Genomic DNA, 24516 nt, shown 5'->3' with positions numbered 1-24516 from the left:
ATAGTTGTTTCAATATCGTCAGATATCGGATCTATATGTTGGTGGTGTCCCCACACCATCAACAATTTTTTACAAGAACCGATTCAAAAATGTACAGTCCTTTATTTCATCATATGCACACTCCTTCCCTTTACATTAAACTTTAAACCTGTAATTTTTTCCAATGCATGTAATACGGTTGACAGATTGCTATCCCGAGAAATCGAAGCATGTATTTTAATATTTTCGGGGATATCTTTATAATCAATTTCCAGATCGTACCAACGCTCAATCTGCCGCAGTGCAACGGGCAAAGAGGTTGACCGGAACCTGAACGTACCTTCTTTCCATGCCGTGTAAAGATCAGTATCCACATCTTCCACCGCTACCGATGTGCCGTTGTTGCTCGCTTGCTGCAGCGGGGCCAACACCTGTAATTTACGATCCGATTTATCGTTGATTTGAACACGCCCAGTTACTAAGGTCGTAATGGTCCTATTTTCATTTGCGTAGGCGTTGATGTTAAACGATGTGCCCAGCACCTTTACTTTCTGTATGGCGGTATTGACGATAAAGGGCTGTTTGCTATTGTGGGCAACTTCAAAATAAGCTTCACCCTGCAGTTCGACGACGCGTTCCTTTACACCATTGAAGGATATAGGGTATCTTAAGGACGACTGCGCGTTTAACCATACACGCGTACCATCTTCCAGTGTCAGCGTATAGTTCCCGCCTCTAGGCGTCAATAACGTCACCAATTTGCTTGAAGTTACCTTGGCAAGCGTATCCCCATTTTTATAGCGTATACCGCTCTCATCGGAAATCACCTCGTGATTTTTTCCATTCAAATCGTAAACGGTGCCATCCGAAACAATAAGTTTTGCCTGCTGCCGATTCGACTGCAGGTCCTGCAGTTCGATTACTTGTGTTTTGTCCGGTTTTAGCCGGCCGATCATGTAAAAAGAAAAAGAACCCAAAATCAATACGCTGGCGGCAATACTCAATTTAAACGTGAAGGAACGCGTCAGCCGCTTTGGTGCCCGGTCGACTTTCAGCCGTTTTTCTATGCTTTCCCAGGAGTCCTCGCGTTGTTTTTCCAAATTGCGGTAGACTACTGCATCATCCGCAGAAGATTCCGTTTGGAAATATTCCTTGATAAGGACATCAATTTCTGCATCATTTTCATCTAACTGACAATAGTGGCAGAGGGTCTTTAGTTCGTCTGCACTGATTGTATTGTTAAGATATTTCAGAAATAGGTTTCTCATTTTTGGTGTTCTTGTTATTTTAAGCCCCATATTCCGGGGCCCTTATACAATGAATACACGCCAAAAAGGAAAAATAGCACCCCGAAATGAAAATATTTTAAAAAAATTAAAAGAAAACGTAAAGTTGAGGGTTTTTAGCGCTATAAAAGATTAACAGAGCTCCACATTATAGATAATTATAACGTTATCATCCGCAAAAACTTAGGTTTACAACATTAAAAGCTATTAAAAAAGGAAATCAATAGCATGATTAATAAACGATCTGTTTTCAACAGCTCTTTAAGCTGCTTATTGGCTTGCTGGATGTGATGGTTAATGGCCGAATCACTGATGCTTAACAGCTTGCTTATTTCGCGGTAACTCATCCCTTCAATCTTGTGCAGGCAGTACACCTCGCGTTGCCTAGGCGTTAACCTGTCGAGGGCGATATTTAAAATGGTCTTTGCGTTGGATGCATCGTCCAGATCCTCAAAAGGTGAATAGCTGTCGTTTTTGGCAAACTCGCTGCGCATGAGCTGATCATAGATGCTTTTACGAAAAACATTTTTCGACAAATTAGCGGCCATTTTATACAATAGGCCTCCGAAGTTACCGCTGGGGTCTATGGTTTCACGGATTTCCCATATTTTCACAAAAATATCCTGAAGCACATCCTGTGCTAACTCCTCGGATTTGAGCAGGTAAACAAGCTTTAAGGTTAAACGGCGGTGGTATAAATCGTAAAGTTCTTTAAATGCTTCCCTATCGCCACGCCGTAATTTCTGTAACAGATCCTCTTCACTAGTGATCGATATTGTTTTCAAGTCTACAGATAGATTAGTAATAGTAAAGTGACATAAATTTAAACTTTTTTTAATAAATATCAAAAATCATTGAAAAAATCTAAAATTCAAATTCCTTCCAACCGATTGCTGCGAGAAAGCAACCCCATTACTATCGGGTAAAAATAGCCTTTACATGACTTTTCTTTGATGCGATACGCTTACTTTTGTGGCAAATATTTCCCGTTCGGGATTGAAGAAGAGCAAAATGAAGAAAGAATCACGCATCATATCGCTCATTGTCGGGGGAACGCTGCTTATGGAGATGCTCGACACCACAGCGATATCCACGGCCTTACCCAAAATGGCTCATGATTTTGAGACAAATGTAGTGCACCTCAGCGCGGGTATTACGTCTTATACCGTTATGTTGGCTGTATTTATTCCGATCAGTGGCTGGATCGCGGACCGCTATGGCGCAAAAAAAGTGTTCAATATGGCGATTATAGGGTTTATCCTGTCGTCGATCGCCTGTGGGCTCAGTACCAGCTTAACAGCCTTTGTCCTGGCACGCATCTGCCAAGGTACTGCCGGCGCACTGATGGTGCCTGTGGGACGTCTCATTGTACTGAAGCACACCCAAAAGAAAGATCTGGTTGAAGCGATCGGTTATATTGCTTGGGCCGGACTATTGGGCCCTATTATTGGTCCTGTACTGGGCGGATTTTTCACCACCTATTTTACCTGGCATTGGATTTTCTTTATCAATGTACCCGTAGGCGTATTTGCGCTGTGGGCAGTGCATCAATTTATCCCGGCGATGGATTCAGAAAGTAGCCGTCCACTTGATATCGTCGGCTTTTTTATCAGCGGTATCGGTCTTGCCGGCATTATGCTGGGGACCGAAATGATCGGTGCTGCCAACGGCAATTATACAAAACCGCTTGTGACCATTGTTGCAAGTTTTGCGCTTATGGCCGTCGCCGTATGGCACTCCAGACGCATCAAATATCCGCTGATCGATTACAGTATCCTTAAAGTAAAGACCTTCCGGATTACGGTGTATTCGGGTTCGATCACGCGGATGGTGATCAATGTGGCGCCCTTTATATTGCCCCTGATGTTGCAGCTCGGTTTTGGACTGAGCCCATTCCATGCCGGTCTGCTCTACATGGCCAACATGCTGGGCAGTATGAGCATGAAGCCTGTAGCCATGTGGATCACACGGAAATATGATTTCCGAAAAGTCTTAATCGGCAATGGTATTATCCTGACGCTTGTCACTGCCGGGCTCTCGCTGCTATCCATACAGACACCGATTTGGCTGGTGGCCATCGTATTCTTTTTTTCCGGACTGACACGCTCGCTTCAATTTACGAGCCTCAACACGTTGGCTTACGCTGACGTACCGAATGAAAAGATGAGTAATGCCAATACCCTGTACAATACGGCGCAGCAAATGGCGCTCGGTATGGGTATCGCGCTGGGCGCAGTAACACTGCACCTGGCAAGCAGTTACTACCAGGATACGGTTTATCAGATGCGCGATTTTAGTTTGGCGCTGCAGTTAATAGCCGTTTTATCGATGCTATCGTTAATTGAGTATTTCAAAATCAGTCCGAGTGACGGCAGCAATTTAAGGGGCTTGCCTTCACAAAAAGAAGGCCAGAAGGCAGCTTAGTTATTTTAAAATTTAAATTAACAGCTGGATTTAATACTGTTTTTATTATCATTGCAGTTGAATCAGCTATCGTCTAAAGTATTAGAGCATAGCACAACATTATAATAAACTAGCCATGTTAACACTGAATTTCTCCCCATTTCCTGCGCTACACACCGAAAGGCTAACCCTCAGACGGGCAGATGCAACGGATATACCGCAGCTCTACCGCTTGCGTTCTGACGAACAGATCATGAAGTACATTCCGCGCCCTGTGGCAACTTCGCCAGACGAGATCGCCGAGTTCCTTCGCCTGACGGATGAGAAAATAGCCAGCAATAAAATGATCAATTGGAAGATCAGCATCAAGGGTGACCCTACCCTGATTGGCACAATAGGCTTCTATTACATTAAGCCTGAGCATTATCGCGCAGAGATTGGCTATATGCTGCTTCCGGAGTTTCAGGGGAAGGGCTATGTTAGCGAAGCAATTGCGGCGGTAGTCAACTACGGCTTTGAAGCGATGGGACTTCATTCCATCGAAGCGTTAGTCGATCCGGAGAATATAGCTTCCCGCGCCGTACTCGAAAAATGCGGTTTTGTAAGAGAAGCTTATTTCAAAGAAAATGAATTTTATAACGGCAAATTTCTCGATACCGTGGTCTACTCAAAATTAAACGCATAAGTTTATACGAGATTACATCACATAAAATCCCATCGATCGTAATTATTAAAGGATATGAACTACATTTGAATTTAAAATTGCGACGCATGCCAAAAAGAGATCCTATTTTAGTGAACAGCATGGATTCCAGCAGCAGTATGGCTGTTGGGCTATGGGATGGTACCACTCCGGGCATCTTAGAAGCGCTAGATCCGCATCGGCACGACCACTATACCTGCATGTTTGTGGAGGCTGGTCAGCTGGAAGTCCTATTTGATTTTGAACCGCTCACCATGCCTGCGGGAACACTTTTTATCTGCCCGCCGCATCAGGTTCATCAGATCACCAGCACATTAGGGGCATCGGGTTATTACATGTCGTTCGAAGGCCGTCATATAACCCGCTCAGCCAAGGACATTCTTGATGCAGCTTTACATGAAACCATTATATTGACCCTCTCAGCGCCCGAGCAACAATGGTTTACGTCCGTGCTCGATTCGCTAATAAATTTGCACAGCATAAACAATACTTCCTATCAGGAAGTGCAGCAACCCTTGCTTTCAGCTTTTATAGCCCAAGCGGTAATTTGTCACGATCGCAAATTGGCCACCGGCTCCATCAGTCATAGCCCACGGGTTATGAGTATAGCCAACGCATTCAGAAATCTTGTCAGGGGCGATTACCGCAACCTTAAACGTCCATCGGACTATGCCCAGCAGTTAAACATCTCCGTGGCCCACCTAAACGATGTTGTTAAAATGGTTACGGGCTTATCCGCATCCGCATTGATCCAGAAGGAAATATTGAGCGAAGCACAGCGCCTCCTCTATTATTCGCGATTAAGTATTAAAGAAATTGCGGTGCAGCTAGGCTATAAAGACACCAAGTACTTTATCCGGCTTTTCACAAAAAAAACTGGGCTATCCCCGGGCGATTACAGAAAGACACTACGCTCCAATGCGGAACTGGATTAGACAACCTTATACTATTCAACTCAAACACGGCTTCTTTTTTTGTCCACCTTTTACCTTTGTTTGTCAGTTTACCGGCGTTCATTTTTTGATCAATTTTGCAGTATAAATAAGTTGTAAATTTAAATCGCTCAGCTATGAAAATCTTAGTAATCGGTGGTACGGGTCTTACTGGAAGGCTGGTCACAAAAAAACTGGCCAACCTTGGTCATCAGGTGGTCATTGGTTCGCCATCACATGGCGTGGATCTCATGACGGGAGAAGGTCTCTCCCAGGCGCTGGAAAATACAGCGATCGTGATCGATCTCTCCAATTCCTCCTCTCCGGAAGAAGAAAATGCCATCCACTTTTTTAAGACCGCAGGAAAGCATCTGGTAACAGCAGAGCTGGCTGCAAACATCAGGCATCACCTCGTACTTTCCATTGTCGGAACGGACGACGCGCCAGAGATCGGCTATCTTCGCGCCAAGAAATATCAGGAAGACAATATCAAGCAGTCCGGAATACCTTATACCATCATTCGTTCGACACAATTTTATGAGCATACCGATGCCATCATTGCCGTGCAGGGCCAGGGAGACGAGGTATTTGTTTCCAAGATCGATTACCAGCCCATTGCCGTAGAAGATGTCACAGACTACATTGTGCAGTTTGCACTCGAGGAGCCTAAAAATGGTACGGTCGAGATTGCGGGGCCCATAAAGGCCAATATGGACGATTTTGTCGCGAAATATATCGCGATCACCGGGAAGCACATAAGGGTAGTTTCCGACGAGGACAGCAAATATATGCATCTTGTTGTTCCTAAATCATTGCTTGTACCTGCCGGAGCATACCATGCCGGCAAGATTCATTTTGAGGACTGGGCACTGAATACCGCTGTGATTTAAATAAAGGGAGCTAAAGCAATACTTCTCTTTTATTGCGACAGCTCCCTGTTTTTCTGACCATTAATCTTCTATTTGCAGATGCGTACTTACGGCAATACGGTTCCAGGCATTGATGGTTACGATGAGCATAATGATTTGAGCGATCTGGTTCTCAGTAAAAAACTGAACCGCCTTGCTGTAGGTTTCTTCAGTTAATCCCTGCTGGTGTATAAGGGTTATTTCCTCTGTCATTGCCAGTATGGCCTGCTCCTCTTCGGTAAAAAATTTGGTCGCCTCCCGCCAGGCACTCAATATAAAGATACGCTCTGGTCTTTCACCGTTTTTAATGGCATCCTTGGTGTGCATGTTGATACAGTATGCACAGTTGTTAATCTGTGATGCACGAATTTTGACGAGCTCTTTAAGCGTTTTTGAAATGTCAATTTTGGAAAGATAACCTTCCAATCCCAACATGGCTTTATAGCCCTGTGGTTCTGACGTACTGATGTTGATTCGTTTTTCCATGTTTCTTATTTTTTGTTTTGCTTCTACAAAATTGGGAAATGAGAAGCCGGAAAAACTTAAACGGGTTTAAGAAAGATTTTTTTTGCGTATTTCGCTGAGATATTCGGGAGTAAAGCCCAGATAGGACGCCACAAGATATTGCGGTACGCGCTGGAGAAAGGCCGGCTGGTCTTTGAGAAAATGAAGGTATAGCTCTTCCCTAGAGTATTCATAAAGGAACTTGATACGCATCTGCGCTGCGGCATACGCTTTTTGGTACACCATGCGAAAATACTTTTCCAGGGGCGGATGCTTCTCGAGCAGTTCATCATAAGCTTGCTGGCGAATGACCAGAAGCTGCGTCGGATGTACGGCCTGGATGTAAAACTCTGTGGCTGTCTGATTGATATAAGAGAAGGTCTCTGTCATCCACCAGTTCTCGATCGCAAATTCAGTGGTCTGCTGCACCCCCTTTTCGTTAATGAAAAATTTTCGCAGAATTCCGTCCAGCACAAAATAATTGGCTTTGCAGATCTGTCCTTCGGTCAGTATGTTTTCTTTCTTCTTTAACCGTTGCAGCTCAACATATTGGGTGATATCGACAAATTCATCATCGGAAATTTTTATAAATTTATCCAGGTGTTTTTTAAACTGTTCAAGCATTATTTTAAGTCTGTTTTCCTTATCTTTAGTTCGATCAAGTTACTAAAAAATAACATAACCTCAACAACACCGTTTTGGCGATTTGATGCTTTTGTTTCATTACTTCACAACTGAATGGGAGGATATTTCACAGGTCTTTAACGCACACAATTAAGAAAACATGTTTACAATAGCACAACTAAATGCTGCACATAGCAAGGTAAAATCAGGCGCGGATTTCCCGGCCTATATCCGGGACATCAAAAAATTGGGTGTTACCGCTTACGACGTTTTTGTTGCGGATGGCCATTCCGATTATTATGGGGATAATCATTTCAAAACCAGCTCAGCAGCTAGCCATGAGCCATTAATACTTGGTCGTACTGTCGATGCGGAACAGTTTAAGAAAGCGCTAAAAGAACATCAACAGGGCAAAACAGATTACGCCACTTTTATAGCGATGTGTGCGACATGCGGTATCGAAAAATGGACGGTCTTTCTCGACAAAATGACCTGCGCGTATTACGATGCGGCCGGAAACGAAATTCTGGTAGAAGAGATACCACAAGAAAAAAAATGAGCCAGTACTTTTGGGTTGAGATACCTTGCGGACCTCTTTTTTTGAATATTTTGGCGAAATATTGGGAAAACGCTGCGAACCCAATTAAGCTGACAATTTTTTATATCAGTTTGTATTTCACCTATTAATATCGTAATATTGCAATATTAAATAAGCTTCACTATGGGACTTACCAAGACAGAGATTTTTACGGACGAGCAGAATAAAGTGGCTTCAGCGTTCAAAGTATTGGGCCATCCTGCAAGAATTGCCATACTTCAGTACATTATTGATAAGAAAGCTTGTATCTGCAATGATCTTGTGGATGAACTGGGACTTGCCCAGGCAACCATTTCGCAGCATCTAAAGGAACTCAAAGCTACAGGTATTATTCAGGGCACTATTGAAGGAAAGTCTGTTTGCTATTGTATTGACGAAGCGGTATGGAAGTCGGTGCAGCGCAATTTCAATACGTTTTTCAACCAGGAAGTAAAAGTAAATAGCTGCTGTCCGTAGCGCTTTTTTTTAATTATCAATATCGTAATATTGCAATATATAATTACACTAATTTAAATCCAATACCATGAGACTATCTGAAATCAAAGAAATCCTACCAACATTGGAAACTATTGAATTCCAATTGGATAACGGAACATTGGTTCCCGAGCACTTCCACGTAACCGAAGTGGGCCAGATCACAAAAAATTTTATTGACTGTGGCGGTGTTGTCCGTCAGGAGAAAACGGTAAACTTTCAGCTTTGGAATGCCGATGATTATGATCACCGCCTGAAACCCGCCAAGCTGCTCCACATTATTAACCTTTCGGAAGAAAAGTTGGGAATGGAAGATGCGGAGATCGAAGTAGAATATCAGCTTGATACCATCGGTAAATATGGACTTGATTTCAATGGGAAGACTTTTGTTTTAAAAAGCCGCACAACTGCCTGTCTTGCTGAGGATGCCTGCGGTATTCCCGTTGAAAAACAAAAAAAGAAGCTTATTGAGCTATCGGTCAATCAATCATCCTGCTGCACTCCGGGTTCGGGATGCTGTTAAACCATAAACTATCGTGATGTACCCTAGATTATCCAATACGATCGCACAGTTGAAATGGGACCAGTTCGCTGGTGAAGAGCGCAAAGCCGCCTTACAGCTTCTGACAGATTATATCCAGCAGAAGGTAACAGCTAAGCAACCCATAAACCTGAACTTTATCTGTACCCATAACTCACGCCGGAGCCATTTGGCCCAGATTTGGGCGCAAACTGCCGCCACTTATTTCAAGATACCGAATGTCTGCTGCTACTCCGGTGGTACAGAAGAAACGGCGCTTTTCCCACAGGTTGCAAAAACGTTGACAGCCCAGGGCTTTCAGATCTTAACAATTGCTGACGGCGATAATCCAGTATATGCTATAAAGAGCAGCGACAATGCGGTGCCCATGATCGGATTTTCAAAAAAATATGACAGTCCGTTCAACCCATCAACTGAATTTGCGGCAATTATGACCTGCTCCCAGGCGGACAGTGGTTGTCCTTACATTGCCGGTGCAGAAAAGCGCATACCCCTTACTTTTGAAGATCCCAAGGTATCAGACGGAACGCCGCAGCAGACTCAGGTTTACGAACAGCGGAGTCTTCAAATCGCAACAGCGATGTTTTATGTATTCTATACTATTAAATGCTAGCCTATGCAATCGAAACTTAAATTTCTTGACCGCTACCTTACACTATGGATTTTTTTGGCAATGGCCGTTGGAATCATGTTCGGGAAATTCTTTCCATCATTCTCGACCTGGGTGAACAGTTACAGCAGCGGAACAACAAATATTCCGCTGGCAGTCGGTCTGATCCTGATGATGTATCCGCCGTTGGCCAAAGTACGCTATGAACATATTGGAAAGGTTTTCCGGAATATTAAGGTGCTGGGAACCTCGCTGTTGCTGAACTGGATTATCGGTCCGGTATTGATGTTTGCCTTGGCCCTCCTCTTCCTGAACGGTTATCCGGAATATATGACAGGATTGATACTGATCGGGCTGGCCCGCTGTATCGCAATGGTGGTGGTCTGGAACGAACTTGCTGCTGGAAACAGAGAATATGCTGCTGGTCTGATTGCGCTCAACAGTATTTTTCAAGTATTGCTGCACAGTCTTTACGCTTACCTGTTCATTACTGTATTGCCTCCGCTGTTTGGCGTGTCTGGGCTCTCCGTTGATATATCAATTATGGAGATTGCAAAAAGCGTTGGCATCTATCTGGGTATTCCTTTCCTTGCCGGAATCTTCAGTAGGTATGGGCTAATAGCATTAAAGGGTGAAAACTGGTTTCAGGAGCGTTTTATTCCATTTATCTCTCCGGTTACACTGATTGCTTTGCTGTTCACCATTGTTGTCATGTTTAGCCTTAAAGGGGAAATGATCCTCCAGCTTCCTGTCGACGTACTGCGCATTGCTGTTCCCCTGGTGATTTACTTTGCGTTGATGTTTGTTGTTAGCTTTATCGCTGGCAAGAAAGTGGGCGCAGATTATGCACAGAGTACGGCAATTGCTTTTACTGCCGCAGGAAATAACTTTGAACTGGCTATAGCGGTTGCCATCGGCGTATTTGGTATTAATAGCGGGCAGGCTTTTGTCGGCGTTATTGGCCCATTGGTTGAAGTTCCAGCCTTGATTGCATTGGTCAATCTGGCTTTTTGGTTCCGAAGGAAGTATTTTAATTCCCCATCGACTGCCTAAGTTAACTACAACTGATAGCATTGAGCCATGCCCATGCATGGCTTTTTTATGGCGGTTGGCACTTTCTTGTGCTTTAAACGACCTGCCAGGTTCCTTTGACGGATGATGAAGGTGTCTTGATGAAGATCCGGCTTACATAAACGGGAATGTTAAAAAATCGAATATGTTCAGTTTTTATTAAACAATTTTAGTGTGAGTCTTAATGATGATTCTAAAGCTTATCTTTGTTAAACAAGCTCTTCGAGCTACATTAAATATAGAGTATTAAATGGCAAAAGGTATTATCATCAGAAACAAAGAAAAAACAAAGCAAAAATTGATTAATGCAGTTGGAAAATTATTACGCAAAGAGGGATTTCATGCTATTAAAATTAACAGAATTGCAGAAACAGCAGGGGTTGGTAAACAATTAATATATAATTATTTTAATGGACTTGATGGGCTTACCAAAGCATATTTAGATCAAGTTGATTTTTGGAATCAACGAAAAAGAGATTTTAATGAAAATGCATATAATTTAACATCTTCAATATCAAAAGAAAGTATGCTTTCCTTACTAAAGGACAATTTCCACTATCTTGAAAAATCTGTAGAGATGCAAAAGGTAATTTTATGGGGTATTAGTGAAAAAAATACATCATTGGAAAAGTTGATCGAAGAGCGGGAAGAATTTGGAAAAGTTATCTTTCAATTAACAGATAAAGATTTTAAAGGTACCGATGTAGATTTTAGGGCAATAAATACCATTCTGGTATCTGCCATATATTATATGGTGCTACATGCTAAAACTTCGGGAGTGAAAATGTGTGAGATCGATTTGAAAACAGAAGAAGGTAAAACTAGGATATTCAAAGCAGTTAATCAGATTTTGGAGTGGTGCTATCTAGAGAAACACAAATAAAAAACAAGAAAGTACCGCAGTTCATTGTAAATTTGATCCTTTCTTGTCTTTTTATGAAGTTCTGACTTAACATCTTAAGACCAGAATTGAAATATTATAGCGTATCAATTAGGTGTTCAGAAGTTGGTGATTAATTTGTATAATTCTTTGTGATCGAAGGAAGTAATTTCCAGTTTTTGGTAAAAGTTGCAAAACCTGGCTCTAACTTTTGGTCACCTTGCAAATAATAACCATTATATGCTTCCCCCATCCCCATATTAACATGTACGAAATGAAAATCAATATAGTCTGTTGGAGTTGTTCTCATCAGCATACCCCCATCAACGACCATAAAATGGCCTTGACCTGCGTCAGTCTGACCATAAAGCAGGCCTGGTTTAAAATCAGCTATTGAATTTCTAATAGGTGGCCATGTGAGTCCAGTTTCTGCTCCTGTTGTGATCTGAAAAGTAGCGAGATAATTCTTTACTGGAGTAATTGTCATTGAGCTTCCAGTACAAGTATAACTTATATTACAATTAGCGATAACTCCTTTCATGAGTTCGGCTACCATATTTCTACGTAACAATGGATCTTGAACATAGGTTCCAAAATAATCGGTTTCCTCATGGATCTCTTTATTTACAGTCAAATAAGTCCAGTCCATTGTCATACCATTCATTGTAACAGCCGGTTTATAAAATGCAAGAATCTGAGCAATTGCAACAGCAGATGAAGGTATTGGGAATCTATAATCCCAAAGCCAATTATTTGTACAGGTCTGTGGCATTAATCGATTATATGGCATAGCATGCCCCCAAGAGGTTCTCAAAAATGGGATATAATTATTAATAACAACCCAACTTGTATACAGATCTCTAGGGTCTTTGAGCATTTGAGACTTTGTTCCAATCTCTGTTTTGACAGAAATGAGGGACTTTATCTTTTCAGGGCTTAGATCTTCTTTAGGTATTGACGTTTTCTGAGAAATTTTAGATATTGTTGCTAGTTTAATCGAATCCCTTTGATTATTTGCTACATTTAATTTATCCTCGTAAGATTTCAATGCTGCATTTAACATTAAGGAGACAGCTTCGGGGGCTTTATTCTCGGTTATGGCTCTACTACCTTTGATATAAGCTAATACAGCAGGTAATCTCGCATCTACCGAAATCAAAGAAGACGTCGAATCCCCATTTTCAGAAACAGAAAGAACATTCAATAAAGATTTTGTATTAATTGAAGAGCTTGATTTGGTACCTACATTAAATGGTTCCATCTTTACAATTTTTACTGATTTGGAGGTCTTAGTCTTCAAATTTGGGTCTATGGTTTGTTCCGAAAAATCTTGAAGTAACTTACCAATATTTTCATTGTTGATTACATCACCCTCATTTATGAATATGCTCTTGTATTCAACTGGCGTAAGATTTACTTTATCCTGTGCTTCTATTTGAATTTCTTGTTTTGTCTTATTACATCCCATTAACGAAATAAGAAGTAATACTGATAGGGTTCTTTTCATAAAATAAATTATAATTTAAAATAATTGGTGCCATTTACTGTCCCCTGACCAAAGTAGGGTTTTATAATAATTTAGATATGGATCATTTTTTTCAGGCAGGTAAATACTGAGTCCGCAATATTCCTTAATCGGAAAGTTAAAGAATTCAGATGTATGGTCTTTAAAAAGGATCGATTTTTCGATCGAATGCGCTAACTCGCCATATTCACTTTCTTCAAAGTTTTGTTTTAGAAAACTTATAAAATCATAAGCCGGCACATCGCCTATATTATCAAAATCCAGCGATTGAATTTTGCTTCTATTGAAGTCTTCTACTGGCTTTTTCATTTGCAATAGGCGTTGTGTATGTAAGGCTATATCTGATAGCTGCGATGTTTCTATGAGAGATACTGTAGCAGAGGCATATAGGCCCGTTTGTTTCCGGTAATATTCCATAAACTTAGAACAGACCCTTACAAGCCCTTCCTCACCTTTGAACAGATCCATCAGAATAACATCATAAGGAAAGCTCGTGCTCAGAACCTCCGCAGGAGAGCCAAGGATAAACTTTGCTATATCCTTCAATTCATAACATACTTCAATACTTGCCATGGAACAGGCGTCAAACATAATGTACTCCCATTTCCCCGGCAAAGCTGATTTGAGGTCTTTAATATCCATTTCCTGAAAGTCGTCAGATCCAAAAGATTTGGTTTTCGAATTTGTGGGGGGGATCCAAGAAGTTGCATGTGACCATAGCACTAATCCATATTTTTTTGCCCTAACGGAGTTTCTTGTAATTTCGACCACTCCTTTCAAAAAATTTGGATTCGATGAATTTTCTGAACTGAAGTTCTTAAGGGTATCGATCTTCACCCCGTTATCAGACCTAGTTATTTTTAGTAGTGTAGAGATTGATTGAGTTTTAGCATAAACAACAATGGCCTGATCCTTCTTCAGTGATTTTGCACCTTCCCTTATCTTCTCAATTGTATTAATGGCATCATAATGAAGATTGTTGTTGGCCCCAATATATATAAGGATCCCATGCTCAAACTCTTCTTGCGGTTTATCATTGGACTTCTCACAACCATTTATGATAATAAAAGATAGAACGATGAAAATATATGTCTTGAGTTGTGTCATAAGTTTTTGGAAATTTCTGAATCTTCAGGCCAAGGCTCATCGCTCCATACAGCTTCTTTCAATTCTTTGATGACTAGAGTTTTAGTTAATTTATCGAAATGGAGTTCAAATCGATAGATCGTGTTCTTTTTGTTCATATCCAGTTCAATTTTGTATATTTCATTTTCTACATATGCTAAAATATACTGTTTTGAATGGTCGGGTGTCCACCAGTTTCCCATCATAACATATTGAAACTTTCCATCACCTTTCTTATAGGGTAGAAATTCACCCTTTGCCAATTGAGTTAATTTAATGGTTGTTCCTTCTGGGAACCCATCCAAGTGGAAATCCCACAGGGCATTAGCATGCGAAAATTCAAGCCCATTGATTTCAGAAACTTTTTCGCCATCATAATTTGCGTAAAGAATATCCGCCCATAAAATTGAATCCAATGTATTCTGATTTTTAAAGTTTGGCTTGCTAGGCGGCAATGATTTGACCAATGGAATTTCACCCAATTCATTTCGCCAATCTTTTGGGGCGAATAAAATAGAGGCTCGATAAAGGTTGTTATACCCTGTTCCTATAGCTGTTCCCATGACTTCTGAACCTATTAATTGGGTATTGTAGTTATAATTACCATATGAAATTAACCAATCTTCAATCTTCCTTCCATTCAGATCAATCGTCTTGGGAATGGTTCCAGAAATTTTCTCAACAAGAACTTCTTCAGGAATATGGTTATCATTGTCCTTTGAGCAGCCTGTTGAAAAGAATAGCGCTAAAAGTAGGGTGAATATTAAAATAAATTTCATAACTTGTTATAGGCTAATATACATTTTGATCATATTTTCTTACCAAGAACAAGCCCCTGGAGGAAGTCCCATACATCCACCTGAATATTGCTTATATAAATTCAATGTGCAGAATGTTTTTGTAAGATTGTTGTCAGTTGTTGTCTGTCCAGTATTCGGATTTCTGTTATATACCTCCGGTCTAGCTAAAAATCTTAATGCGATACCTGATCCAGATGTACAGGAACTTGTGATTAATGTCTCCCATTGAGCTTTTGTCAGTGGTGTGCTTGAAACCGAAGGGTCGAAGATTCTAACTTCAATTTGATTCGCAGCATTCCTGAACCTTATTAGGGGAGCAACATGCCAACCCCAAGTTTGGCAGCAACCACCGCCTATATTTACGGCCAAATTTCCATAAACAAATTGTTTACCACTCATATAACCATTCTGGCTGATTACAGCCATCATCTTATGTGCACGTGCATAACAGCCGTCAGGTTTGAAGGCGAAAGATTGGTCAGGGTCATTTTTACATTGATTAAAAACGGTATTCATAACTGCTTCACTCGGCATTGGTACAATGTCACTTTCCTTTGATAAAGGCGTCGCATCGGGCGAATATGTTTCTTTCTTAAATTTTTCAATTACGGCATCTGTTGATTTTTCAACTGTGGCAATCTCAATTTTACTTCCGATCATACCACCCTCATAAGTGCTTACAAGGACAGGAGTTGCTGATTTAATGGAACTCTTGACTATTTCCAGATAAGAATGACTATTTTTTTCCTTAAGATTGAGGGTAAAGACCATCGGAGTCTCCACAAAATGGATATCTACCCTATTATTGTCATCATAATACTTTATTGTATAAGGAGTAAAATTTCCAAATTCTTTTTTGGGATCTTTGCGTTCTATCGTTTCGTTATTCTTAGGCTCGGACGATTTCTGACAAGCCGCAAAAACAACCATAATTGCAAGAATGACGACACAGATTTTTCTAATGTGCTTTTTCATAATATTATATTTGGTTTAATAAATTATTTTTTAACAATATTTGAGTAAAATGTTAGATCAATATTATAGTCTTGCTCCTGATTCGCTTGAAAGCTCAGTGATCCATTGTTGTCTTTACCGACCAAATACCAACCTGTGCCATGTAAATTTGTAAACCAACCAATAATTGGTCTCCCCCAACCTAAATTTGCATGCAAATACATGTTATAACGCTGCCAAACATTGTTACCCACAATTGACTCCCCTGGATTTAACTCTGTTACCGCATATCCATCCACAACCCATGCGTGACCTACTTTTTGGCTTTCACCAGTAGGTATTCTTTTCCCTGTCGCAAAGACCAACCTATTCATATCCAAAGAGCTTTTTATATCGCTCATATTTATTCCAGGAGTATGATTCGAAGAGTTATTGAAAGTGAAATACTGTTTCATGAAGTTTATGCCAGTTGAAGCATTAGTTGAAGATCCGGAACAAGAAGGTGATGTTCCAGTTTGATCATAAATCGCTTTAATTAAACCTGTTACATGAGGTTTGGCAGATAAAGAAAATTGGTAGTCTTCCCCATACGCATCAGTTCCATTATAATTGTTGGTTATTAAACTCCAATTGAGTGGCGTTGTTGCATTATTAACTTTTATACTAAAATTCGGTCTATAATATGCCATAACTTGACTGATAGCAACTACCATACATCCTGCGGAATATTTTCCGCAATCAGTACTTGGTGCCATTTGGTCGTTAAAAGGATAATCTTGATGCCAAAAAGTATACATTAGAGGGCCTACTTGTGAAAGGAGATTATTTATAGTACCCTGCACCATACTCTTCGTTTCCACCGATTTATTCGATGTAGTTTTAATATTTCTTTTTAAAGACTGATAAACATTTGACCTTGGCAATGTACCAAACTTGTCTTTTAACTTTTTTAAGGTTATAGCATTGATAGAATCAACGGTATTGTTCAGTTTTGAAACATTTTTAGCATGAGTCTGTTGGGAAAGTTGCAACATTGGGTCGATTGATACATCATTAAGAGAAATACCATTTTTTGTAGGTACAATTGCGATGATATCTGAAATTCTCTCATCTGCGGCAACGTAGGCGATAGACTTTGTTCCATTCGTGCTTATTAATATTTCATATACGGGCATTTGATCCTCAAAATTACCTTTCGTCAAGGTTTTATTCTTTAAAGGTGTACCTTCCTTATCAATAAAGGTCTTTTTTATTATTGAATAAGCGGTATTGTTAAATGATTTCGTCAGCGGATCCTTTTGAAATTTCAATTGGAAATCGTTAACTATTTGTATGGCCTGTCCCTCAGAAATTTCTTTAGGTTCCGCATATTTGAGACCAGTAATTTCGTCGTCTGAAAGAGATATTTCGCCAACAAATTGGTTTTGTGATTCCGTTTCGTCAATGACGTCATGGTCTCTTGAGCATGAGATCGCAGCAATTGTCAGAAGTAGAATAAACTGCATATAGACTATTCTAACTCTTTTGGTCGGTTTGGATTTGGTTCTTTCCATATATTTAGGAGTATAATAAACAATTATACATATATTTTACCAAATGGTCAATAAAGAAATTTTTTTTATTTTTTTCTATTTTGAAATTCACACATAAACACTTGATTTAAAGATTTTTAAAATTATAAAAAAACATAAAAATCTATTTTTTTTCATGTATCAATATCACTAAATAGTGTGTAATTTACCACCAAATGGTGGTAAATGTTAACTCAGGAATTCACCATTTGGCCGATCGTCCAATCGGGCTACGACCTTAAATGCACTATAGATCTGGTTGATTGTGTACTGGTGCTCTTTTAATGTTTCTAAAAACACTTCATTTAGGATCATAATCATCATCTCTATTTGCTCATAAGACTGTAACACAGTTATTGTAAATCTTATACCGGAATGATTCTTAGAAACAGCTGGAAATACACCGATGTTCAAAAAAAATCCCCTCTTCATCATTTTTTCCATAATGATGTAAGCGAGTTCCGATCTCGATGTACCAATAAAAAATATTCCCGAATCAAAATTCGAAATCACCGGTAATGATGTTTCCTTAAAAAGAGAATTAGCATATTTTATTCTACTTACTAATTCAGCTTGAAGCGCATAAATCTCCTCCGATAGATGAATTTTAGCTGAGGCTACAGCGGCTCCAAGAGTGGCTGGCTGCAATGGTCCTGAAGAATTAAAGGGCGCTCCACATGCCCTTATTTTCCTTGCGATTTCTTTATTCGGGAGTACCAGGATTCCCCCACCGGTGGCAAATGCTTTGGCCATAGATGATGCTACAATCATTCTGTCATGAATGTCACGTTCACCAAGTATAAATCCTTTTCCATGTTTACCCATTATGCTCATACTGTGTGCATCATCAATGTAGGTATGGAACGAAGGGTATGCATTCAATAGATTGAAGATTTCATCTGAAGGACATCGATCGCCGAACATGGAATATACTCCGTCCGCAAAATACCACACTCGATCATGGGTTTTCTGGAGGACTTCAATCCTCTCGAACAACAAATCTATCCTATTGTGCCGAAGAACTTCGAAATGAATAGGCCAATTGGCACGAAAAACATTTATCCCACTCAGTACGGAGTTATGAAGTTGTTGGTCAGCTATTACTGCATCTCGGGAGTCTAAGATCACTGGTATAGCCGATAGGTGAGCCAATGTCGTGGTTGGGGCAATAATGGTCGGGGATCCAAAAATCTTGCTCATCAGTTCTTCCAATTCACTGTAAAGGCCAATAGATACATATGCCCTAGATTCAGAAAATTGTACTCCATATTTTTCTACAGCAGCTATTGCCGCATTTTTTAACCGGACATCATGCTCAAGGCCTAAATAGCTACAAGAAGTGAAATTTACTAAGTTGGAACCGTTTATTCTGATTTGGTTGTCCGTTGTAAGAATGCCTTCTTGGTTTAAATGGAGTATTCCTCTCTTAACGCCTTCTGAGATACTCAGGTCAATTGCGTCCATAAGATTTTGATGGTTCATAATTTAAGGTTATATTTTCGTGAAAATTAATATATTCCTTAAATATATAATTTTACCACTAAATGGTGGGCAAAATTTGGACGTTATTCTTAACCTTTATCGCGGTAGTCTAATCGGTTGTTTAGATTAAAAGATAAAATATTTTAAATAAATGAATGAATAGAAATTTAGAACTTTTCGTCAGCATCCTTATATGTTAAATTTATCAGACGGTACAAAGCATTGAAAATGCGGTTTTTTCCAGCTTCGGTAGAGATATCTATTCCACACATAGTACTGCCGTTGTTTTTAGAATGTAAAACCATATAATAAATTGAAGCAACAAATATAGCTGTAGTCGCACGAAAATCGACTTCAGTCCCCTTGAATTTATCATCAGCTTTCTCAAATATCAGTTCGCCAAGTTTCTCGCTATCTTCATTCATCATCCGAATGATCTTATTCTTTTCACTTATTCCCCATAAGACAATTTTCTGCATTTCTGTTGACTTAAAAAAATACTGAAAATCGCTTTTTAGAAGATTGAACAAAAAATCGACACTTATATCTGGAAGTTCAGTATTTTCTTTAGTCCCTAATTTATGCTCTACAACTTTCCAGAAATCAACTTGATCAAGATAAGCCTTTATTAACCCATTAAGTCCTCCAAAATAATCATATATACTTTTTTTAGCTACCCCTGAAACTTCTTCGATTTTATTGATCCGGATGTTTTGGTGTCCTTCCTTTATGAGTATTTTACCTACCGCTTTTATAAGCTTAGATTTGGTTCTCTCTTTATTATAAGTGGAGGCGACAGAGCGTCTCTTTTTATTCGCATTCAAAGTAAATATTATTTTTTTAATGATTATACAAATAGATTTTACAAAAGGTGAACCAATAAGGTTCTATCTGTTTTTCAATAAAATGTTTGTGTAGCTTACATCTAAGCAAACGCAGATATCCAAATTTACCAAATTGAAACCAAAAAGTATGATAACAATTTTTTTATATTCTATGTCTGATACTGCTATGTTTTTAAATTAATCATTCAGGAGATTTTGTTTTTAGTTAGCGTGTTGAATGGTAATCGTATTCTGTGGAATTACATATCTTCTCTAACAAGTAATAAAGTGACCAATCCCCCAAAGAAACCGTTACGCTCCCGGCCCCATATATGCCAAGATCAGCAATGCTGATCTTGGCATAGTCGAGCGTATCGTTTGGAGATACACGTACTTCCGATTACCGAGCCAGATTTACCCTTAAAGCCCCCATTTGCTCCATGCACAATAGTTCCCATTAGTTTATACCAACCCCGTTTTATACCGGCACATTTAATTAATATAACAAACATAAAAAACTTTAAATCAACAACAAAAAGCAAATCAATTAAAGACTTACAGCTGACCGAAAAGCATCAGAAACCTAACCGATTACAGACCGAATTTATCTCAACGTTGAGTTTTCTAGCACAAAAAAATTGATAGCATTGCAAAGCCAACACGCAATCAATTCCCTATCAACTCCCAGCTTTCATCGGGATTTCATCGGGACGGCATCGGGCGCTGCTCGAATTTATTACGAGGAAAAGCTGAGCCCAATACGAGCAAGATTATTGTAAAGGCAGGATTTGGTTGGGAGAAAGTGCCAAGAAAGTTGGGCAATGGTGCAAATAATCTTAAATTTGAAGCCCTTAAAAATAAACAATGGAAATACGACACTATCAGCCCTCCGATCTGGCACAGATCAGTCAGTTATTTTATGATACAGTGCATAAGGTCAACGCAGCGGATTACAGCCAGGAGCAATTGGATGTGTGGGCGACGGGCCAGCTTGACCTAGAGGCCTGGAACGAATCCTTTTTGGCGCACCATACCTTCGTTGCAGTGGTTAATAATCAGCTTGTAGGATTTGGTGATATCACTACAGCGGGCTACCTCGACCGACTTTACGTGCACAAAGACTATCAGGGACAGGGTATTGCCACTGCACTGTGCAATAAATTAGAAAATGCTGCCGGATGCGATCTATTTACAACCCATGCTTCGATTACGGCAAAGCCCTTTTTTGAGCGCCGCGGATATCGGGTTATCCAATAGCAACAAGTCAGCCGAAAGGGCGTGGAACTGATAAATTACGTAATGCAAAAAAACAGCTAAATAAAACGTCTATCTATCAGAGAGACGCCCGAAAAAAGTAATGCGTATCTTGCTGTAATATGAGCTAAAGTTTGGATACGCACCGCCTACCGCCTGGGCAATATTCAGCTGCAGTGCCACATTGTTGGACGTCATCTTATCCTACTTGGAGAGGCCAAAGTCCACCTGTAGAATGGGTGCTATAGGGAACAGGTTGGCTGGCTGCCGCGCCCGCTCTATCGCGTTTTACAATTTCGGGATGCATCAGTTTAGCGGTATAAGGCGATCCCAGTGCTCATGCCGCAGTGTATGTAGGTTATCGATAAAATCCTTTAGTTTTTTTTCTTTACGCATCCATTCCGTGACGAGCAGTAGACTCATGATTTCCAGTTTTGACATCTTTGTATGCAGATAATCGAACACCTCTTTTCTAAACTCCAGATGCGTTGCATAAGGATCTACAGGATAACGTACGAGCATCATATTCACCCGGCACGTTTTACTGATACGGAAATACCATTTGTCGAGCCCCAGCCGTTCCAGCTCCTGCACAAAATGACTGCCGTCCACACGGCTGCCGTCGATCAGAATGATCTCCTTTTTTCTTTTCTGCGAAAAATAGAAGGGTACATCAAACATCCGTACTGCATCTTTTTGCAAGTTTTCGATATTGAAGGGGCTGCTATTATAGAGCACGTCAAAGAGAAAACCGGGTACGATATACGCATCCGACACCGTAGGCAGCTGTGCGCGTCCTGCGCTTTCTGGTCTATTTTCAACGGTATGTTGCTTTGCCATAATCTCCTTCTCAAATAAGACCAATACGTTTTCTGACGTTAGCCACCACAGCCTGCCTTGACGGAAAACAACGATTACATTGGCGACCAACCCCGTACTCACCCAGGGCAAATAATACAAGCAATACATGCTAAACAGCTTATCCTGACCGTCGATTCGATCAAACAACACATACATGCAACCCAGGTGGATGGATATAGTCCCCGCGGCGGTATATAAGATCGCCCTGATGCGCTTAGTGTAGGGTAAGCTCTCGGTCTTAATCTTGCCGTTATCGAGCAGGTTCAGATCGGGATATTGCTTCTGCCAATGGGTCCAAAAAACTTTTAGGAGCGCCTGTGTAAGCAGCACAGGCAAGAGGATGGATAGGGTAAATTGGAATACATAGGTCCAAGACATGAGCGGCCAAAAAGGCTTTAGCCCGATTTCGTTCGTTCCGATCAAATTAAAAAGCACGGCAATAAGCAGGCTCAGCGCAATTAGTTTTAATCCCTTCATAAGCTCATTCGAATTCCCTTAATTGGTTTAGGTTGTTATTATTTAATCATCCAATTTACTAAATAAAATCTACTAAAAAGTGATTCGCGGTACTTAAAAGGAAAATTATCCTCCAAAATAGCGGAGGTTAGGACACTACACTTGCATCCGTGATCAAATAAAAGCCATATTTATCATAAATAGTAATCAGATGAAGAAAAATTTAAAACAGTAGGAAGCCAATTGGAGCTTATCGAAAAATCAACTTCCCCCGATCATCCCGAAATTCTGGCCGGGGGAAATTTATACACCTAAAGCGAATGAAAAAAGCATTACATCTCCATCTTGAATCTGTCTTTGGCGCGTGCTGTGCGCCTGCGGAGTTGACTATTCAGCCGCAGATAGCACTATCAAATGGAAAGATAAGTCACTACCGGCACCCCTCTGGCCAGGCTTGCCTGCAGGAGTTTGATGGGCTGCTTGGCTACATCAACCTGCTGGATGTTGCGCTATCAAGCGATATCGCTATTCCGGTAAGGGTAAAGCGCTCCGATATGCATATCATCTATGTTTTAAGTGATGACTCCGCTATTCACATCAAGGATATTAGGCAGCAGACCAGTTACAGCATCGCTTCCAATCGCGGACGCTATTGCTACTTAACCAGAGGAGATTATGAAATATACATCCCTGCGGGCAGCTATACGCTTGTCAACTTTTATTTCCGCGGCAGTATTTTCCGGGCTGGCAACGAACGCCCCTTCCAGTTCTTGCATCACCTGGTCGATGCCTATCGAAATGGAGACAAGCGATCCTGCTGCAGCATTGATTTTCGGGTTGGGCCCCGAACCATTTCATTGATGAAGTCCATTGCGGCAAAAATCAAAAAAGGCGACCTGGATAGCGAGGTCAATATCCTCTGGGCCATCAAAAAACTGATCCAGCTATCGAAGGAAAAGATTTTTGAAGAATACGAGAAGATATCGCAATCGCAAACACAGTCCAAAGCAGCCTATTCAGCCATCAAACAGGCTGTAACAGTGCATGGCCAGGATTTTAAACTGGAAGATATTGCCTACCGGTTTGGAATCAGTAAGGACTATCTGCATCAACTTATACATAGCTATTACGGACAGAGCCCCCAGGAGCTCAAAATAGCGTTTATGCTACGCCTTGCCAAGAAGTATATAGCTGATGGCATGCACACCGATGAAATTGCCTACGAGCTCGGCTACACATCGCCCAGCAGCTTTGTCCGCTTTTTTAAAAATCAAACGGGCATGACGCCAACGGCATATTTTAAGCACAATAACCAATGATTTGACACGCCCCTATTATACATTTTATAGCTATTGGCATCCATTATCCAGATTCTGTATATACGAGAGTCCAGATTCTGTATATCCCACTTGCTATTTACTGGCGAACTTTGGTATAAGATGGTCGACGGTTTATTCGATTGAAAGCAGTCATTGGGGAAAGATTTGTAAGCGGAGGGCATAACTGAATGAATTAAATAAAACTAAGACAGTGAAGCGACATCGGAATGCTGATGCTAGGTTGTCAGCAGAAAGGGCGAGTCTGCCAAAAGACATTTATGAAGCTAGTTCGGCTGCCGATGGCAACGCACAGAAAAATCGGTCGGAACGGGTAGTAAAAAAGAAAGATTAAATCAATTTTAAAAATTAAGGTCATGAACCTCATTCACAACATCAAAAAAAATATCGTAGCTGTACTAGGTATGGCGATGATGATCGGATTATCAGCTTGGTCGCTCACATCCGAAGGTACCGAAAACAGCAAAGCTGTAACACCAGTTGAAAAAGCAGAACCTGCATTGTATTGGTACTCCGTTTCAAGTAGTAATACATTAGGGGCACAGCTCAACAGTACACCACAAACCAAGTCAGAATCAATGCCCGGTGGAAGCAAGCAGATTACGAATTGTCAGGATGAACTGGAAGCAAGCTGTATTGTAGGTTTTGCCACACCGCAAGCGCCCGGGTCACCTGCCCCCTCCAATCCAGCTGAAGACCATCGTATAAATCAATCCAACAATTAATAGTATTGAAGTAAGCGAATGTTTGTATATGGTCAGTAGAAAGCCCGGTATGAAATCAATTCATCCGGGCTTTTCTATAGCTAAGCTTG

General features: G+C 40.5%; 26 protein-coding genes. 14 read left to right on the top strand and 12 right to left on the bottom strand.

The genetic code is table 11. The annotated features are described in order from the left end of the window. Positions 1–101: 101 nt before the first annotated feature. Positions 102–1247, bottom strand: a complete 1146-nt coding sequence (locus B2107_RS05605) for a FecR family protein (RefSeq protein WP_293953893.1) — start codon at positions 1245–1247, stop codon at positions 102–104. A gap of 215 nt (positions 1248–1462) precedes the next feature. Then, entirely contained in the window at positions 1463–2050 is a 588-nt protein-coding gene (locus tag B2107_RS05600; RefSeq protein ID WP_293953891.1) for an RNA polymerase sigma factor, read from the bottom strand. Between the two features lie 226 nt (positions 2051–2276). On the opposite strand from B2107_RS05600, the gene B2107_RS05595 reads away from it, so the two are divergent. From B2107_RS05595 to B2107_RS05580, 4 genes are all read left to right on the top strand, one after another. Then, positions 2277–3689 (top strand): DHA2 family efflux MFS transporter permease subunit, encoded by a 1413-nt coding sequence (locus B2107_RS05595; protein WP_293953889.1) that lies wholly within the window; start codon positions 2277–2279, stop codon positions 3687–3689. A 115-nt stretch (positions 3690–3804) separates the two neighbouring features. Then, a complete protein-coding gene (locus B2107_RS05590) occupies positions 3805–4353 on the top strand; it encodes a GNAT family N-acetyltransferase (protein ID WP_293953887.1) in 549 nt (182 codons plus the stop codon). Between the two features lie 86 nt (positions 4354–4439). Further along, positions 4440–5306 (top strand): AraC family transcriptional regulator, encoded by an 867-nt coding sequence (locus B2107_RS05585; protein ID WP_293953885.1) that lies wholly within the window; start codon positions 4440–4442, stop codon positions 5304–5306. A gap of 134 nt (positions 5307–5440) precedes the next feature. Next, positions 5441–6193: an SDR family oxidoreductase gene (locus B2107_RS05580; RefSeq protein WP_293953883.1), complete on the top strand. Its 753-nt coding sequence runs from the start codon at positions 5441–5443 to the stop codon at positions 6191–6193. Positions 6194–6253: 60 nt separating this feature from the next. Here B2107_RS05580 and B2107_RS05575 read toward each other — a convergent pair whose 3' ends face one another. Both B2107_RS05575 and B2107_RS05570 read right to left on the bottom strand, forming a co-directional pair. Beyond that, positions 6254–6697, bottom strand: coding sequence for a carboxymuconolactone decarboxylase family protein (locus B2107_RS05575; RefSeq protein WP_293887951.1), 444 nt, complete (start codon positions 6695–6697; stop codon positions 6254–6256). Between the two features lie 66 nt (positions 6698–6763). After that, positions 6764–7339, bottom strand: a complete 576-nt coding sequence (locus B2107_RS05570) for a Crp/Fnr family transcriptional regulator (protein ID WP_293953881.1) — start codon at positions 7337–7339, stop codon at positions 6764–6766. Positions 7340–7499: 160 nt separating this feature from the next. Between B2107_RS05570 and B2107_RS05565 the strand changes: the two genes are divergently transcribed. The 6 genes from B2107_RS05565 (at position 7500) to B2107_RS05540 (ending at position 11516) form a co-directional block, all read left to right on the top strand. Next, entirely contained in the window at positions 7500–7898 is a 399-nt protein-coding gene (locus B2107_RS05565) for a DUF1398 domain-containing protein (RefSeq protein ID WP_293953880.1), read from the top strand. 162 nt (positions 7899–8060) lie between these two features. Then, a complete protein-coding gene (locus B2107_RS05560) occupies positions 8061–8393 on the top strand; it encodes an ArsR/SmtB family transcription factor (RefSeq protein WP_293953878.1) in 333 nt (110 codons plus the stop codon). Positions 8394–8460: 67 nt separating this feature from the next. Further along, positions 8461–8934 carry a DUF6428 family protein gene (locus B2107_RS05555; RefSeq protein ID WP_293887947.1) on the top strand — a complete coding sequence of 158 codons (474 nt, stop codon included), beginning with the start codon at positions 8461–8463 and terminating at the stop codon, positions 8932–8934. Positions 8935–8950: 16 nt separating this feature from the next. Continuing rightward, positions 8951–9565, top strand: a complete 615-nt coding sequence (locus B2107_RS05550) for a low molecular weight phosphatase family protein (RefSeq protein WP_293953876.1) — start codon at positions 8951–8953, stop codon at positions 9563–9565. 3 nt (positions 9566–9568) lie between these two features. Beyond that, positions 9569–10615 (top strand): ACR3 family arsenite efflux transporter, encoded by a 1047-nt coding sequence (arsB, locus tag B2107_RS05545; protein WP_293953874.1) that lies wholly within the window; start codon positions 9569–9571, stop codon positions 10613–10615. A gap of 268 nt (positions 10616–10883) precedes the next feature. Further along, positions 10884–11516, top strand: a complete 633-nt coding sequence (locus B2107_RS05540) for a TetR/AcrR family transcriptional regulator (RefSeq protein WP_293887945.1) — start codon at positions 10884–10886, stop codon at positions 11514–11516. Positions 11517–11646: 130 nt separating this feature from the next. On the opposite strand, the gene B2107_RS05535 is transcribed toward B2107_RS05540, so the two are convergent. The 7 genes from B2107_RS05535 to B2107_RS05505 form a co-directional block, all read right to left on the bottom strand. Next, entirely contained in the window at positions 11647–13020 is a 1374-nt protein-coding gene (locus B2107_RS05535; protein ID WP_293887944.1) for a C10 family peptidase, read from the bottom strand. Positions 13021–13035: 15 nt separating this feature from the next. Next, positions 13036–14145, bottom strand: a complete 1110-nt coding sequence (locus B2107_RS05530) for a clostripain-related cysteine peptidase (RefSeq protein WP_293887943.1) — start codon at positions 14143–14145, stop codon at positions 13036–13038. Then, a complete protein-coding gene (locus B2107_RS05525) occupies positions 14142–14942 on the bottom strand; it encodes a hypothetical protein (protein WP_293953872.1) in 801 nt (266 codons plus the stop codon). The genes B2107_RS05530 and B2107_RS05525 overlap by 4 nt, the downstream gene beginning before the upstream one ends. Before the next feature lie 39 nt (positions 14943–14981). Further along, positions 14982–15938, bottom strand: coding sequence for a protein-glutamine glutaminase family protein (locus B2107_RS05520; protein ID WP_293887941.1), 957 nt, complete (start codon positions 15936–15938; stop codon positions 14982–14984). Positions 15939–15961: 23 nt separating this feature from the next. Beyond that, on the bottom strand, positions 15962–17470 hold the full coding sequence (locus B2107_RS05515; RefSeq protein WP_293887940.1) for a C10 family peptidase: 1509 nt from the start codon (positions 17468–17470) through the stop codon (positions 15962–15964). Between the two features lie 207 nt (positions 17471–17677). Further along, positions 17678–18970 (bottom strand): aminotransferase class I/II-fold pyridoxal phosphate-dependent enzyme, encoded by a 1293-nt coding sequence (locus B2107_RS05510; protein ID WP_293953870.1) that lies wholly within the window; start codon positions 18968–18970, stop codon positions 17678–17680. Between the two features lie 167 nt (positions 18971–19137). Continuing rightward, entirely contained in the window at positions 19138–19794 is a 657-nt protein-coding gene (locus tag B2107_RS05505; protein ID WP_293887938.1) for a TetR/AcrR family transcriptional regulator, read from the bottom strand. An 864-nt stretch (positions 19795–20658) separates the two neighbouring features. On the opposite strand from B2107_RS05505, the gene B2107_RS05500 reads away from it, so the two are divergent. After that, positions 20659–21051: a GNAT family N-acetyltransferase gene (locus B2107_RS05500; protein WP_293953868.1), complete on the top strand. Its 393-nt coding sequence runs from the start codon at positions 20659–20661 to the stop codon at positions 21049–21051. A gap of 303 nt (positions 21052–21354) precedes the next feature. Here the strand turns inward: B2107_RS05500 and B2107_RS05495 are convergent, their stop codons facing one another. Beyond that, a complete protein-coding gene (locus B2107_RS05495) occupies positions 21355–22386 on the bottom strand; it encodes a hypothetical protein (RefSeq protein ID WP_293953866.1) in 1032 nt (343 codons plus the stop codon). Positions 22387–22748: 362 nt separating this feature from the next. Between B2107_RS05495 and B2107_RS05490 the strand changes: the two genes are divergently transcribed. From B2107_RS05490 to B2107_RS05480, 3 genes are all read left to right on the top strand, one after another. After that, entirely contained in the window at positions 22749–23684 is a 936-nt protein-coding gene (locus B2107_RS05490; protein WP_293953864.1) for a helix-turn-helix domain-containing protein, read from the top strand. Between the two features lie 211 nt (positions 23685–23895). Next, positions 23896–24036, top strand: coding sequence for a hypothetical protein (locus B2107_RS05485; protein ID WP_293953862.1), 141 nt, complete (start codon positions 23896–23898; stop codon positions 24034–24036). Positions 24037–24058: 22 nt separating this feature from the next. Then, positions 24059–24427 carry a hypothetical protein gene (locus tag B2107_RS05480; protein WP_293953860.1) on the top strand — a complete coding sequence of 123 codons (369 nt, stop codon included), beginning with the start codon at positions 24059–24061 and terminating at the stop codon, positions 24425–24427. Positions 24428–24516: the final 89 nt, after the last annotated feature.

The organism is Sphingobacterium sp. UBA7855, assembly GCA_002500745.1.
Lineage (GTDB): Bacteria > Bacteroidota > Bacteroidia > Sphingobacteriales > Sphingobacteriaceae > Sphingobacterium.
This window is presented reverse-complemented; position numbering and strand designations above follow the sequence as displayed.